This is a genomic window from Exiguobacterium sp. E17S (assembly GCF_057772545.1).
Genome location: NZ_JBYLRU010000001.1, coordinates 1 through 13,584 on the forward strand (window position 1 = coordinate 1; position 13,584 = coordinate 13,584).

Annotated in this window: 10 protein-coding genes, 15 tRNA genes and 1 rRNA gene; 24 read left to right on the forward strand and 2 right to left on the reverse strand. The window is 47.0% G+C overall.

The genetic code is table 11. The features are described from left to right. The first annotated feature begins 14 nt into the window (after window positions 1–14). The 20 genes from rrf (at window position 15) to AC3B4V_RS00100 (ending at window position 4,479) form a co-directional block, all read left to right on the forward strand. Window positions 15–130, forward strand: a 5S ribosomal RNA gene (gene rrf, locus AC3B4V_RS00005). Window positions 131–136: 6 nt separating this feature from the next. Continuing rightward, window positions 137–211: transfer RNA gene (locus tag AC3B4V_RS00010), tRNA-Asn, on the forward strand. A 26-nt stretch (window positions 212–237) separates the two neighbouring features. Further along, window positions 238–328, forward strand: a tRNA-Ser gene (locus AC3B4V_RS00015). Between the two features lie 21 nt (window positions 329–349). Further along, a tRNA-Glu gene (locus AC3B4V_RS00020) sits at window positions 350–424 on the forward strand. A 10-nt stretch (window positions 425–434) separates the two neighbouring features. Further along, window positions 435–508 (forward strand) — tRNA-Met (locus AC3B4V_RS00025). 8 nt (window positions 509–516) lie between these two features. Continuing rightward, window positions 517–592: transfer RNA gene (locus tag AC3B4V_RS00030), tRNA-Asp, on the forward strand. A gap of 7 nt (window positions 593–599) precedes the next feature. Next, window positions 600–675: transfer RNA gene (locus tag AC3B4V_RS00035), tRNA-Phe, on the forward strand. A 31-nt stretch (window positions 676–706) separates the two neighbouring features. Further along, window positions 707–790: transfer RNA gene (locus tag AC3B4V_RS00040), tRNA-Tyr, on the forward strand. A gap of 4 nt (window positions 791–794) precedes the next feature. Continuing rightward, window positions 795–865, forward strand: a tRNA-Trp gene (locus AC3B4V_RS00045). A 9-nt stretch (window positions 866–874) separates the two neighbouring features. After that, window positions 875–947 (forward strand) — tRNA-His (locus AC3B4V_RS00050). A gap of 10 nt (window positions 948–957) precedes the next feature. Beyond that, window positions 958–1,029 (forward strand) — tRNA-Gln (locus AC3B4V_RS00055). Between the two features lie 8 nt (window positions 1,030–1,037). Continuing rightward, a tRNA-Gly gene (locus AC3B4V_RS00060) sits at window positions 1,038–1,112 on the forward strand. A 6-nt stretch (window positions 1,113–1,118) separates the two neighbouring features. Then, window positions 1,119–1,192, forward strand: a tRNA-Cys gene (locus tag AC3B4V_RS00065). Window positions 1,193–1,228: 36 nt separating this feature from the next. Then, window positions 1,229–1,309: transfer RNA gene (locus tag AC3B4V_RS00070), tRNA-Leu, on the forward strand. A 4-nt stretch (window positions 1,310–1,313) separates the two neighbouring features. After that, window positions 1,314–1,384: transfer RNA gene (locus AC3B4V_RS00075), tRNA-Gly, on the forward strand. A gap of 38 nt (window positions 1,385–1,422) precedes the next feature. After that, window positions 1,423–1,493 (forward strand) — tRNA-Gly (locus tag AC3B4V_RS00080). A gap of 89 nt (window positions 1,494–1,582) precedes the next feature. After that, window positions 1,583–2,743, forward strand: coding sequence for a tRNA epoxyqueuosine(34) reductase QueG (gene queG, locus AC3B4V_RS00085; RefSeq protein WP_488377488.1), 1,161 nt, complete (start codon window positions 1,583–1,585; stop codon window positions 2,741–2,743). Then, on the forward strand, window positions 2,718–3,197 hold the full coding sequence (locus AC3B4V_RS00090) for a methylated-DNA--[protein]-cysteine S-methyltransferase (protein ID WP_023467318.1): 480 nt from the start codon (window positions 2,718–2,720) through the stop codon (window positions 3,195–3,197). Before queG ends, AC3B4V_RS00090 begins: the two co-directional genes overlap by 26 nt. A gap of 3 nt (window positions 3,198–3,200) precedes the next feature. Further along, window positions 3,201–3,674: a tRNA (uridine(34)/cytosine(34)/5-carboxymethylaminomethyluridine(34)-2'-O)-methyltransferase TrmL gene (trmL, locus tag AC3B4V_RS00095; protein WP_488377489.1), complete on the forward strand. Its 474-nt coding sequence runs from the start codon at window positions 3,201–3,203 to the stop codon at window positions 3,672–3,674. Window positions 3,675–3,912: 238 nt separating this feature from the next. After that, entirely contained in the window at window positions 3,913–4,479 is a 567-nt protein-coding gene (locus AC3B4V_RS00100; RefSeq protein ID WP_029340917.1) for a DUF5366 family protein, read from the forward strand. A 1-nt stretch (window position 4,480) separates the two neighbouring features. On the opposite strand, the gene AC3B4V_RS00105 is transcribed toward AC3B4V_RS00100, so the two are convergent. Continuing rightward, window positions 4,481–6,256 (reverse strand): transglycosylase domain-containing protein, encoded by a 1,776-nt coding sequence (locus tag AC3B4V_RS00105; protein WP_223041400.1) that lies wholly within the window; start codon window positions 6,254–6,256, stop codon window positions 4,481–4,483. Window positions 6,257–6,461: 205 nt separating this feature from the next. Between AC3B4V_RS00105 and AC3B4V_RS00110 the strand changes: the two genes are divergently transcribed. From AC3B4V_RS00110 to AC3B4V_RS00125, 4 genes are read left to right on the forward strand one after another with little or no spacing between them, the layout of a single operon-like run. Further along, entirely contained in the window at window positions 6,462–7,622 is a 1,161-nt protein-coding gene (locus tag AC3B4V_RS00110; protein ID WP_488377490.1) for a glucose-1-phosphate adenylyltransferase, read from the forward strand. Between the two features lie 13 nt (window positions 7,623–7,635). Then, on the forward strand, window positions 7,636–8,736 hold the full coding sequence (gene glgD / locus AC3B4V_RS00115) for a glucose-1-phosphate adenylyltransferase subunit GlgD (RefSeq protein ID WP_195865556.1): 1,101 nt from the start codon (window positions 7,636–7,638) through the stop codon (window positions 8,734–8,736). 14 nt (window positions 8,737–8,750) lie between these two features. Then, complete coding sequence (gene glgA / locus AC3B4V_RS00120; RefSeq protein ID WP_488377491.1) at window positions 8,751–10,202, forward strand: glycogen synthase GlgA; 1,452 nt, start codon at window positions 8,751–8,753, stop codon at window positions 10,200–10,202. 28 nt (window positions 10,203–10,230) lie between these two features. Further along, the gene (locus AC3B4V_RS00125) at window positions 10,231–12,654 is read left to right on the forward strand and encodes a glycogen/starch/alpha-glucan phosphorylase (protein ID WP_488377492.1); all 2,424 of its coding nucleotides are present in this window, start codon (window positions 10,231–10,233) and stop codon (window positions 12,652–12,654) included. A 41-nt stretch (window positions 12,655–12,695) separates the two neighbouring features. On the opposite strand, the gene AC3B4V_RS00130 is transcribed toward AC3B4V_RS00125, so the two are convergent. Further along, a complete protein-coding gene (locus tag AC3B4V_RS00130; protein WP_195865559.1) occupies window positions 12,696–13,514 on the reverse strand; it encodes a sulfurtransferase in 819 nt (272 codons plus the stop codon). Window positions 13,515–13,584: the final 70 nt, after the last annotated feature.

Below are 13,584 nucleotides of genomic sequence, written 5' to 3' on the forward strand. Positions count from 1 at the left end.
TAAGATAATAAATGTCTGGTGGCGATAGCCAAGTGGTCACACCCGTTCCCATGCCGAACACGGAAGTTAAGCACTTGAACGCCGAAAGTAGTTGGGGGCTTCCCCCTGTGAGGATAGGACGCTGCCAGGCGATCGTTCCGCAATAGCTCAGCGGTAGAGCAACCGGCTGTTAACCGGTAGGTCGTAGGTTCAAATCCTACTTGCGGAGCCATTTATTACTTCTTCACCACGTACAATGGAGAGCTGTCCGAGTGGCCGAAGGAGCACGATTGGAAATCGTGTAGGCGTCAAAAGCGTCTCAAGGGTTCGAATCCCTTGCTCTCCGCCATCATCACTTTCAATTCATAATGGCCCGTTGGTCAAGCGGTTAAGACACCGCCCTTTCACGGCGGTAACACGGGTTCGAATCCCGTACGGGTCACCATTTATAGCGTCGCGGGGTGGAGCAGTCTGGTAGCTCGTTGGGCTCATAACCCAAAGGTCGTCGGTTCAAATCCGGCCCCCGCAATTACATACGGTCCTGTGGTGTAGCGGTTAACATGCCTGCCTGTCACGCAGGAGATCGCGGGTTCGAATCCCGTCAGGACCGCCATTGTTAAGGCTTTGTAGCTCAGTTGGTAGAGCAAAGGACTGAAAATCCTTGTGTCGGCGGTTCGATTCCGTCCAAAGCCACCATCTTTATTAACAACATGATTTTCCCATTTGTGGGGGGGTAGCGAAGTGGCTAAACGCGGCGGACTGTAAATCCGCTCCCTCGGGTTCGGCGGTTCGAATCCGCCCCCCCCCACCACCATAGGGGCATAGTTTAGCGGTAGAACTACGGTCTCCAAAACCGTCAGCGCGGGTTCGATTCCTGCTGCCCCTGTTTACCATGGCGATTGTGGCGAAGTGGTTAACGCACCGGATTGTGATTCCGGCATTCGTGGGTTCAATTCCCATCAGTCGCCCTCTTATTATTGGGCTGTAGCCAAGTGGTAAGGCACTGGATTTTGATTCCAGCACGCGAAGGTTCGATCCCTTCCAGCCCAGCTTTTCAAGCGGAAGTAGTTCAGTGGTAGAATACGACCTTGCCAAGGTCGGGGTCGCGGGTTCGAATCCCGTCTTCCGCTCCAATGAGTGGCGCCATAGCCAAGTGGTAAGGCAGAGGACTGCAACTCCTTTATCGTCAGTTCGATTCTGACTGGCGCCTCCAACTATTTCTCAATTAAATAGTTTTGCAAGAGATTGTGCCGGTGTGGCGGAACTGGTAGACGCGCACGACTCAAAATCGTGTTCCTTTGGAGTGTCGGTTCGATTCCGACCACCGGTATCTTGCGGGTGTAGTTTAATGGTAAAACCTCAGCCTTCCAAGCTGATGACGAGGGTTCGATTCCCTTCACCCGCTTTATACTTTTTACACAATCTGATGTTTCACCTGATCATGCGGGTGTAGTTTAATGGTAAAACCTCAGCCTTCCAAGCTGATGACGAGGGTTCGATTCCCTTCACCCGCTTACCAAAAAAGAGCAATGTGTCGTTTTCGCTGACACCTTGCTCTTTTTGTTTAGGAACGGGATTTTAACGAGGAAAGGAGTAGATCGTGATGGATGGTATGCAATTGAAATTGGCTTTACAAGAGTACGCAGCAGAGATTGGGATCGATGAATTGAAGGTGACGACGGCTGATCCATTTCTTGTCTTAAAACGTCGCCTGCAAGCGCAACAAGAAAAAGGATTCGCTTCTGGTTTTGAAGAGCCCGATCTCGACCTTCGAACGACACCGTCTCTACTCGTTGAAGATGCCGCTTCGATCATTGCCATTGCGGTCGCGTATCCAAGTACTCTCAAAAATGCACCTCGTGGCAAGGAAGGGGAGCGACGGGGAATCTTTTGTCGATCGTCCTGGGGACTGGATTATCACCAGGCGTTGCGACAACGCTTGACGTTACTTGAAGAAAAAATTCAAGAATTGAGTCCAGGTGCAAGGACACGCTCGATGGTCGATACAGGAGAACTCGTCGATCGTGCAGTAGCAGAACGAGCAGGTATCGGATTCAGTGGGAAAAACTGCTCGATCATCAGTGAGGAGCACGGATCCTATCTCTATCTTGGTGAACTGATTACAGATATCGTTCTACCGCCGGATCAGCCAGTCGAAGAATTGTGTGGGACATGCAATAAGTGCATCGACGCTTGTCCGACGGATGCGCTTGTTGAACCTGGCGTCATCGACGCTAAACGGTGCATCTCGTTTTTGACGCAGACGAAAACGTTACTACCAGAACCATTCCGAATGGCGCTTGGGAACCGTCTATACGGTTGTGATACGTGTCAGCAAGTATGTCCGTATAACCGGAAGAAGAATGCGATACATCATGCTGAACTGCAGCCGGATCCAGAACAAGTCAAACCGCTCTTAGTTCCACTCTTATCCATGAGTAACCGCGAGTTCAAGAGCCGGTTCGGGACGTTGTCTGGCGCATGGCGTGGAAAGAAGCCGATTCAGCGTAATGCGATTTGTGCGCTCGTCCATTACCGAGACAAGAGTGCGATTGATGCGTTACGATTGATGACAGAAACGGATGCCCGGGAAGACATGCGGGCGCTTGCACTCTGGGCAGTCGGCCGGATTGGCGGAATCGATGAGAAGTCGTACATCGAATCACGTCTTTTAGCCGATATTGCAGTGGATGTGCAAACCGAAGGACAACGGTTACTTGAGGAGTGGAGGGAAGCAGATGCCATTTCAACAGCTCACTTATGAGTTTGGTACATTGCTCGTCGCATGGGAAAAAGAGCACATCGTGTATCTCGATTTTGGATTGAATGAAGAGCGTGCTCGAACCTATTTGCAAAAAGAAACCGACGACGGTGAATTACCGAATGCTTGGCGCATGGCGTTTGATCGTTACGCAGTAGGCGATCGACAAGCGCTTGATGCACTTCCTTGTCAGTTGCGTGTCACACCATTTGCAGAGCAAGTATTGCACGCTTTACGAACCGTTCCGTTTGGTCAGACGATCAGTTACGGTGAACTGGCTCGAATGATTGGGAAACCAAAGGCAGCACGAGCCGTTGGTGGTGCCTTGAACCGGAATCCGATCGCGTTAATTTATCCGTGTCACCGTGTCATCGGGGCGACTGGTAAACTGACGGGTTTTGCAAGTGGGATTGCCCATAAAGAAGCGCTTTTAGCGCATGAGATAGGAGAGAATTAAACCATGACTATTCATGTCGTTATGTATCAACCGGAGATTCCTCAAAACACAGGAAATATTTCACGCACATGTGCAGCGACGCATTCCGTCCTTCATTTGATCCGACCGCTCGGCTTCTCGACGGACGATAAGCAACTTAAACGTGCGGGTCTTGATTACTGGGAATTCGTCGATGTCCGTTATCATGATTCGTTAGAAGAACTGTGGGAGAAGCATCCGGAAGGTATTTTCTACTATATTACGAAATATGGAGAACAGTACCCGAGCCAGATCGACTTATCGGACGTCGAACAGGATTATTTCTTCGTCTTTGGTCGGGAAACAAAAGGATTACCGCTTGAAGTCATCGATGCGAACGCAGAGCGTTGTATCCGTCTACCCCAATCGAATCTCGTTCGTTCACTGAACGTCTCGAACACGGCAGCGATCATCGTCTATGAAGCATTACGTCAGCAAGGATACGCAGGTCTTCTATAAAGCAAAAGCTCCATCCTGAATCAGGATGGAGCTTTTATGAATTATTCGTTACCTTCAGGTTTTTTGTTGTAGCCTGCAGTGAAGATTGCTGTCAAAAACGCAAGACTTACGCCGACCATTAAGATAAATGCCATTTTTGTTTCCCCCTTCAGTCTCTTGAACCGATATAATCTATTATAGTATACCTGTAAGTGAAATTGTGTGCTACATATGAATTTTCTATGAATGGAGACTCCACATGCGTACGAACGTTTACCTATTAAGTTATGCTCCGCTGATCAGCATCTTGTTATTTAGTACGTCCCTTGCGATTGCAACGACGGAACTTGCATTACATTGGCTCGATCAAGTCGGAGTGTACGATGAATTGTTACAACTCTTGACGGCACGCGATACGAAGCTCGTTGTTTGGCTCGGCTTCCTGATCGTTTACTTCATGATCTTCAGTTCACTTAAACTATTGTCAGATACGATCAATCAGCTCGGTTTCGCCTTTTTCATCAAGGAACAAGAGGGAACGACACTCGGCATGTTACGTCCGGGAAGTATTCTGCTACTTATCGGAGGTTGTGTTAGCTTCGCCTTCATGACGTCCTTCTTGCATGTCGGAATCGTCTTGCTTGTGTCTTTTTTCATCTACTTCATCTTTTACACGGTACAAATCAGTAAAATGACGAGTGCAGCAGGAGCCGTTGGTTTGATTATCTTTTCTTTCTTAGCCTGGGGTGTTCTGCTTGCTGGTCTATCCTGGGTCGGTCTGACTTTATTCAATTCGTTCGGGGAAGCGATTTTATTTCCGAGTTGATTTAAGGACGTAAAATCGTTGCCCACGTCTGGACCTGTAGCGTTGCATTTGCCTCAACAGGGAAGGGACGTGGGCGATCTGCCCCTAGCCAAATCCCTCCGATATGTTGATTTTTGATGCCAACGAACCACATGTCCTTATTGTCGTTCGTTGTTCCTGTTTTTCCTCCAATATAGCGCGCAGAGGAATCATATCCTTTGCGTCCCGTTCCATACGTCATGACATTTTTCAAACCAGCCCGTAATTCCCGGTTCGTCTGACTGGACCAAATCCGTTGTTCCTTTTCTTGTGGTCGTTCGACCGTTCCATTCTTAAGCGTAATACTTTTAATCATCGACGCCGGTCGATAGAGCCCATCATTAACGAATACGGTATAGGCGTTTGTCAGTTCATACGGACTGATCCCGTATTGCAACCCACCTAGAGCACTTGTAAAAGCATCATCCTCGCGCGTCCATTGGCTGAACTGGAACGGACGGATCGACTTCAATCCTTCCCGGAAAGAGACAGCAAATGCGCGAATAGCTGGTGTGTTATAGGAGTAAGCAATCGCATCGGCAATCGTTACTTGTCCGAGAATTCGATTTCCGCTATTTGACGGACAGTATCCGTCGATACAGACGGGACTACCGTCTAATGTGCTCGATAAGCGGGCTTTCGTCTTCTCAAGGTAAGGACCATAGACAAGTAACGGTTTGATGGCTGAACCAGGTTGTCGGTACGACTGCACTGCTCGGTTGAACTGACCTGTCAAATTCGATTTGTAGCCGACAAGAGCGGTGACCCCGTGTGTTTGTCCGTCGATGCCAACATAAGCACCCTCAATCGGGTTGGGTAGATTGCGAAGAGCTTCCTTAGCCCGTCGTTGTTCTGCTGAGTCGAGATATGTCGAGATGACCGCCCCTTGTTGATGCAGATATTCTGCAGCACGCTTCTCACTCCAACCTTTTTTTTGAGCGGTCATCCGAACCGCAGCTTGAACGGTGGCATCGATATAATCTGGATAAGGGACACTCGGTTTATAGGATCGAGGCGACACACGAGAAATAGCAAAATCTTTCGTCAGTACACGATCGCGTATTAACGCTTGAACGATTCGTTGCTGACGTTTTTTTGTGTTTTCAGGAAAGCGTAGCGGGTCATAAAGAGAAGGATTATTCGGAATTGCTGTCAGAAAACTGATTTCAGACCAACTCAACTCGCGTGCCGGCTTATTGAAATATGATTTTGCGGCAAGTTCGATACCATAAATATTATTCGCGAAATAGGCTTGATTGACATACGCCGTCATCAGTTCTTTTTTTGAATATTTTTGCTCCAAAGACACAGCAATTAACAACTCTTTTATTTTCCTAGTATATGTTTTTTCGTTTGATAGATACGTCATTCTTGCTAGTTGTTGTGTGATCGTACTGCCACCTTGAGATTTAGAATCCGACTGATTTTTTGTAAACGCGCGTAAGATTCCTGTGATGTCATATCCGTCATGTTGATAGAAACGCTGATCTTCGATGGCAACAAACGCTTGCTCGACTTTTTTCGGCAATGTTCGAGGAGTTAGATCATCCCGTCGCAATCCGTCATAGAGCTCGACCCGTTTGTTTTCATAGGTTACGGTGATTGGTTGATAGGAGGTCAGTGGATGTCGCGTCGTCTGTTCATCGGCCCAGAAAAAAAGTGTACGTGCTGTTTTCAACTCATCTTTTATTGAAAATAAGGAAAATAGAAGCATCGTCGCAAGACCAAGTAAGACAAGATATCCTGTAGTAATTCGCATGAGAACTCCTTTCAAAAAGCCATTTCATTCCTATTATCGGTCTTTTATGGAGAAATCAGTAGATTTTTTTTCGATTTTTGTATTTTAATAAACCTATTTTGCAGGAATGTTATATTAAAAAGAGAAAAGATTGGGTATATAGAAGTATCTGTGGATTTTACAACGCGAATTGTCTGAAAAAAAGAGCATAAATGGAGGGGACGAAATGGCTAAAAAGAATGTCGTTGCGATGTTACTTGCAGGCGGAGAAGGGAAACGTCTGGGAGCTTTAACGAAACATACTGCAAAACCAGCTGTTGCATTTGGAGGAAAGTACCGGATCATTGATTTCCCGCTGTCGAACTGTACGAACTCAGGAATCGATACAGTTGGTGTATTAACGCAATATGAACCACTTGAATTAAACCGCTATCTCGGAATCGGGAGTGCATGGGATTTAGATCGACGTAACGGTGGTTTGACGATTCTACCTCCTTACCAGGCGCAAAACGGAAAGAACTGGTATGAAGGAACGGCAAATGCCATTTATCGGAACATGAGTTACATCAACCAATTTGACCCTGACTATGTTCTTGTCTTATCAGGCGATCATATTTATAAAATGGATTATGAACAGATGATTGAAGAGCATCGTCTTGGCGGAGCGGACGTAACAATCTCTGTTCGTGAAGTGCCATGGGAAGAAGCACCACGATTCGGAATTCTCAACACGGATGATGATCTCCGGATTAATGAATTCGAAGAAAAACCACAGAATCCAAAATCGAATCTTGCATCGATGGGAATCTACGTCTTTAACTGGGATGTATTAAAACGACATTTGATTCAAGATGCTGGTGATGCGGAATCAAGCTTTGACTTCGGTAAGAACATCATTCCGAACATGCTCTTTGAAAACCTCAATATTCGTGCTTATAAATTTAAAGGATACTGGAAAGATGTCGGAACGATTCAATCGCTCTGGGAAGCGAATATGGACTTGTTGACGGCAGAACCAGAGTTTGATTTATATGATCCTTCTTGGAAAGTCTATTCGGTCAACCCGAATCAGCAACCACAATATATCGGGAATGCTGCGACAGTCGAGACATCGATCATCAATGAAGGATGCCATATCGAAGGTGAAATCAATCATTCGGTTCTCTTCCATGGTGTCGACGTAGCAGAAGGATCACTCGTCAAAGACTCGGTCGTCTTCCCGAACGTCAAAATCGGACGAGACGTCACGATTCATCGGGCGATCTTAGCGGACGGTGTGATCGTAGAAGATGGTGCAACGATCGGCTCTCCAGACGGAGAAGTTTTCGTCATTGAAGCAGACAGCATCGTCAAGAAGAACGAAGTCATCAAAGAAGCGATTCAATAAGGGGGATATTCGGATGAAGGTCGATTTATTAGGTGTCATCAATTTAAGCGGAGAAGAAGGCTTTTTCAAGGAATTGACGGAACATCGTAACTTAGCGGCAGTTCCATTTGCAGGACGTTATCGGTTGATCGATTTTACATTAACGAACATGGTACAAAACGATATCGCAAACATCGGGATTTTTACACTCGAGAAATATCGTGGAATGATGGACCATCTTGGATCGGGTAAAGAGTGGGATCTTGACCGTTCAAACGGTGGACTCTACATCTTCCCGCCTGCATTGTCACAAGATGCGAACGAGTTCCGTGGAGATTTATCGAACTTCCACCTCCACCGTGACTTCTTCCTTCGCAGTAAGGAAAACTATGTCGTCGTTTCTGGTTCAAACATCTTATCCGCGGTAGATTATCGCGATGTGTTACGCGAACATAAAGAATCGAATGCGGACATCACGGTCGTCTATACGAAGCGTGAGCTGCCTTGTAAATACTGCCGTCCGATCCGTTTTGGCGAACAGAATCGCGTGACGGCAATCGGATCACGAGGGTTCCAACCGACGGATGAGACGTTCTACATGGAAACGGTCGTCCTATCGAAGAATCTCTTTGTTCGTTTAATCGATGAAGCCATCGCACGTGGTGAGTACGATTTACTTCAAAGCATCATTCGTTCGCAGCTCAATCGCTTGCACGTTCACGGGTATGAGTACCGTGGTACATCACAAGTCATTCATTCGCTTCGTTCGTATTACCGTGAAAGCATGCTGTTACTTGAACAGTGGGGAGCAATCAACGACTTCCAACACGTTTATACGAAAATCAAGCATGAACCGCCGACGCGTTACTTACCGGGTTCTGCCATTAAGAACTCACTCGTCGCAAACGGCTGTAAGTTAGAAGGCACGACGACGGACAGTATCTTGTTCCGTGGTGTCAAAGTCGGAAAACACGCTCGCATCAAGAACTCGATCATCATGCAAAAATCAGTCATTGAAGAAGGGGCGGTCGTCGAGTACGCGATTCTCGATAAAGAAGTCACTGTCAAACGCGGTCAAGTCATCCGCGGAACGGCAGAAGAACCAATCGTCATCAAAAAACAAACAATCGTTTAAAGGAGATGTCATTCATGAAGGTATGGTTTGCTGCCACGGAAGCGACACCCTTCATCAAGACAGGGGGGCTAGCTGACGTCGTCGGCTCGCTCCCCTTAGCGCTTGCTGAGGAAGGGGCAGACGTTTCAGTCGTCTTACCCAATTATGGTCAAATCAAGGAACAATACAAATCAGAGATGGAGTTCTTGTTCGACTTCATCGTGCCAGTCGGTTGGCGCCAGCAATTTGGTGCTGTCCTCCGTTTGAAACAAGATGGTGTGACGTTCTATTTCATCGATAATGAGTACTACTTCAAACGGGATGGAGTCATTTATGGACATTACGATGATGCTGAACGGTTTGCTTATTTCTCACGTGCTGTCCTTGAGATGATTCAACATTTCGATCGAAAGGAAGTACCGGACGTCATCCATTGTCACGATTGGCAAACAGGTGTGATTCCAGCGTTCTTACGTATCCATTATCAACATCTTGAGCGCTATCAAGACATTAAAACGGTCTTTACGATTCACAATCTACAATACCAAGGTGTCTTCCCGGAAGAAGTGCTCGGTGACTTACTTGGTTTGAGTCATGAACATTTCACAGCGGATGGGATCGCTCATAACGGACTCGTCAATTACATGAAGGCAGGACTCGTCCACTCCAATCAAATCACGACAGTCAGTCCATCGTACCGTGATGAAATCATGGATCCGTATTACGGTGAGACACTTGAGCCGGTCTTGCAACATCGCGCTGTCGATGTGCGTGGCATCTTGAACGGGATCGACTATCGTCAATTTGATCCTGCGCATGATACGCATCTCGTTGAGACATATTCCGTTGATACCGTCACGGAAGGAAAAGCAAAAAACAAGGCGGCTTTACAAGAGGAACTAGGTCTCCCGATTAATCCGGACGTACCATTGTTCGGTTTCGTGTCTCGTCTCGTTGACCAAAAGGGAATCGATTTACTCGCGCATATCTTGCCAGACTTGTTCGAACTCGATGCGCAGTTCATCATTCTCGGATCGGGTGAAGCGGAATATGAAGGATTGTTCCATCATGCGACATCGATTCGTCCAGACAAAATCGCTTCTTATATCGGATTCGACGTTGGTCTCGCGCAACGGATCTATGCGGGGAGTGACGCCTTCTTGATGCCATCGCGTTTTGAACCGTGTGGTCTCAGTCAGTTGATTTCGATGAAGTATGGCTGTTTACCGGTCGTTCGGGAAACAGGTGGGCTCCGTGATACGGTCAAACCGTTCAATCAGTTCACATTAGAAGGAAATGGATTCTCGTTCGCGAATTATAATGCACATGAGTTTTTAGAAGCGATTAAACGTACGATTGAGGTGTATCATGATCGACCAGTCTTTGATCATTTGATTGAGACAGCGATGAATGAGGACTTCAGTTGGTTGCGTTCAGCCGACGAATACTTGGCGTTATATCGTTTGATTGCACCGTCCGCCACTTGATCGTATCACTGGGAAAAGGGGTTACGTCATGTTCAAAGATAAAGAGAAGTTCAAGGAGAGGTTTACGGAACGATTCGTTTCGATGCATGGCAAGGCAATAACGGAAGCAACAGAAAACGATATCTATCAGACACTTGCCTATCTGGTACGCGAGACGGTCACGACCGATTGGTTACGGACGAAGGAAACGTATATCCATAAAAAAAGTAAGCAAGTCTATTACTTCTCACTCGAGTTTTTACTCGGACGTTTCCTGCATAACAATCTATTGAGTCTTGATGTCTTAAAGGATGTCGAGCAGGGACTTGAAGAACTCGGATATCAGCTCAGTGATTTGACAGAAGAAGAGCCGGAACCTGGACTTGGGAACGGGGGTCTCGGACGTCTCGCGGCATGTTTCCTTGATTCCCTGGCTGCGCTCGGTCTGCCTGGACACGGGAATGGGATCCGGTATCAGTATGGTCTCTTCAAGCAAAAAATCATCGATGGTTATCAAGTCGAGTTACCGGATAACTGGCTGAAGAACGGAAACATGTGGGAAATCAGACGTTCTGATAAAGCGGTCGATGTGCCATTCGGTGGGCATGTCTGGCTTGAAGAGGTCGGTGATGGGTATCGTGTCCATCATGAGCCGGCTGAAATCGTCCGTGCTGTTCCGTACGACATGCCAATCGTCGGCTATCAAAACAAGGTCGTCAATAACCTGCGACTTTGGAGTGCTGAGTCTCCACTTGATGATGATGAATTACTTAGCCAATACCGTGGGAACTATAAAGATTTACTGGCACATAAACAATCGATTCAGACGATTTCAGAGTTTCTGTATCCGGATGATACGACGTATGAAGGAAAAGAGCTGCGTCTAAAGCAACAATATTTCTTCGTCTCTGCTGGATTACGGAGTATCTTAACGTCCTTTAAAAAGCGAAATCATTCATTGAAGCAACTCGGCAACCATATCGCTATTCATATCAACGATACACATCCGGTCGTCGCGATTCCGGAGTTGATGCGGATTCTTGTCGATGAAGAAGGATTTGGCTGGGAAGAAGCATGGCGGATCACGAAGAGTGTCATGTCGTTTACGAACCACACGTTACTGTCAGAAGCACTCGAGCGCTGGCCGATCGATTTGTTCCGTCGCTTGTTACCGCGCATCTACCTCATCATCGAGGAAATCAACCGACGCTTCTGTAAGGATGTGCTTGCGAACTATCCACACATGGAAGCGCATATGCGAGATATCGCCATCATCGCGGATGACCGGATCAACATGGCGAACCTGGCTGTCGTCGGCACGCATTCGACGAATGGAGTCGCACAGATTCATACTGAGATTCTGAAGCAGCGCGAGATGCGCCTATTTTATGAGATGTTTCCGCTTCGCTTTAACAATAAGACGAACGGAATTACACATCGTCGCTGGTTCCTCTCATCAAACCCAGCACTGGCAAATCGTGTGACAGAAGCAATCGGGGATGGTTGGATTCAGCATCCGTCTGATTTGCAAAAGTTGACGAAATGGGCAGAGGATGCAGCGTTACAGAAGGACATCGCTGAGATCAAACTTCAGCGTAAAGAAGAATTAGCATTGCTCATTGAAAAAGAAACCGGTATCGTCGTGGATCCGACCTCGATTTTTGATGTTCAAGTCAAACGATTGCATGCGTACAAACGCCAACTCTTGAATGCGTTACACATTCATTCGCTTTACTATCGTCTGAAGGAAGACCGTTCCTTCACGATGACACCGCGGACATTCATCTTTGGTGCAAAGGCTGCGCCAGGCTATCATTATGCAAAAGAAGTCATTCGTTATATCAATGCGTTAGCTCGCTTGATCAATCAGGATCCAGACGTCAGTCCATACTTGAAAGTCGTCTTCCTAGAAAACTATCGTGTATCGCTTGCTGAGAAGATCTTCCCGGCAAGTGACGTCAGTGAACAGATTTCGACTGCAAGTTATGAAGCCTCTGGAACCGGCAACATGAAATTCATGATGAATGGCGCCTTGACGATCGGAACGCTTGACGGAGCAAACATCGAAATTCGAGACGAGGTCGGGGATGCGAACATCTTCATCTTCGGCTTAACACCACAGGAAGTCATGAATTATAAGCAGTACGGTGGTTACAGTGCATACGATCAATACAGTGCCCAACCCGAACTACGACGGATCATCGATAGTCTCGTCGATGGAACATTATTTGCTCCAGGTGAATTCCAAGCGATTTACGATTCATTATTGACGTATAATGATGAGTATCTGATCCTGAAAGACTTCATGTCGTATCAACAAGCGCAAGAACGAATCGATCGGATGTATCAGCAACCAGAAGAATGGTATAAACGCGTCATTCTTAATATTGCACGGTCAGGTGTGTTCTCAAGTGACCGAACGATTAAAGAGTATGCGAATGCGATCTGGAACATCAAACCGATTCAACTCTGAACAAAAAGACACTGACAGATGTTTCCGTCAGTGTCTGATGTTTACGAACGGGAGACATCTTCACCACGGCTGACCCAATCACTATAAGAGCCAGCGTATAGCCGGACGTCGGTTTTCCCGAGTGAATGGAGAGCGATGACATTGACACAAGCTGTCACACCACTTCCACAATAAAGAATGGGTGCCGTGACCGGTAGGATGTCGGCGTACAGTTCTTTCAAATCTTCCGCGTCCCGTAAGCGACCATCTGGTGAGAGTGCTTGTTCGAAGAAACAATTCACAGCACCTGGAATGTGACCGGCGACGTGATCGAGTGGTTCGATTTCTCCACGGTATCGATCAGGTGCACGGGAATCGATGATCATCGTTTCTGTCAGCTGATGCTTTAGCTCTTCGAACGAGACGAGCATCTCATCTTGAAAACGAGGCGCGTACTGAGACGGTTCATAAGTAGGAACATCGTCCGTGACCGGAAGATCGAACGCTAGGTAAGAGGAGAATCCGCCCTCAAGGACGACGACACGCTCATGTCCGATCCATTTAAATAACCACCACGCACGAGCTGCATACGGAAAACCATCGTCATACAAGACGACGAAGTCTTCCGGTGTCACACCATGCTGTTCCAGTGTGTGTTGCCACGCTTCTTTTGAAGGAAGCGGATGCCGACCGCCGACCTCATCGACGGGACCGGAAAGGTCAGTCGTTAAATCCAGGTGCTGTGCACCTTCGACGTGTTGTTCCAAGAAAGCATTTCGTCCATATTCAGGTTGTTGCAAGTCATATCGGCAGTCAAACCAGCGAATCTGATCCGTTCGGACGAGCTGTTGAAGATCTGCCATTTGAATCGTAGGAAACATGCCTCATCACCTTACCCTTTCTAGTGTTAATCATATGAAAGGTATCGCATCATCGCAAGTCTTACCCTCA

Excerpts from the sequence above, each read along its gene's own strand:
- AC3B4V_RS00110 (WP_488377490.1), top strand. The coding sequence starts at position 6,462 with ATGGCTAAAAAGAATGTCGTTGCGATGTTACTTGCAGGCGGAGAAGGG.
- glgD (WP_195865556.1), top strand. The coding sequence starts at position 7,636 with ATGAAGGTCGATTTATTAGGTGTCATCAATTTAAGCGGAGAAGAAGGC.
- AC3B4V_RS00090 (WP_023467318.1), top strand. The coding sequence starts at position 2,718 with ATGCCATTTCAACAGCTCACTTATGAGTTTGGTACATTGCTCGTCGCA.
- trmL (WP_488377489.1), top strand. The coding sequence starts at position 3,201 with ATGACTATTCATGTCGTTATGTATCAACCGGAGATTCCTCAAAACACA.
- glgA (WP_488377491.1), top strand. The coding sequence starts at position 8,751 with ATGAAGGTATGGTTTGCTGCCACGGAAGCGACACCCTTCATCAAGACA.
- AC3B4V_RS00100 (WP_029340917.1), top strand. The coding sequence starts at position 3,913 with ATGCGTACGAACGTTTACCTATTAAGTTATGCTCCGCTGATCAGCATC.
- AC3B4V_RS00105 (WP_223041400.1), bottom strand. The coding sequence starts at position 6,256 with ATGCGAATTACTACAGGATATCTTGTCTTACTTGGTCTTGCGACGATG.
- AC3B4V_RS00125 (WP_488377492.1), top strand. The coding sequence starts at position 10,231 with ATGTTCAAAGATAAAGAGAAGTTCAAGGAGAGGTTTACGGAACGATTC.
- AC3B4V_RS00130 (WP_195865559.1), bottom strand. The coding sequence starts at position 13,514 with ATGTTTCCTACGATTCAAATGGCAGATCTTCAACAGCTCGTCCGAACG.
- queG (WP_488377488.1), top strand. The coding sequence starts at position 1,583 with ATGGATGGTATGCAATTGAAATTGGCTTTACAAGAGTACGCAGCAGAG.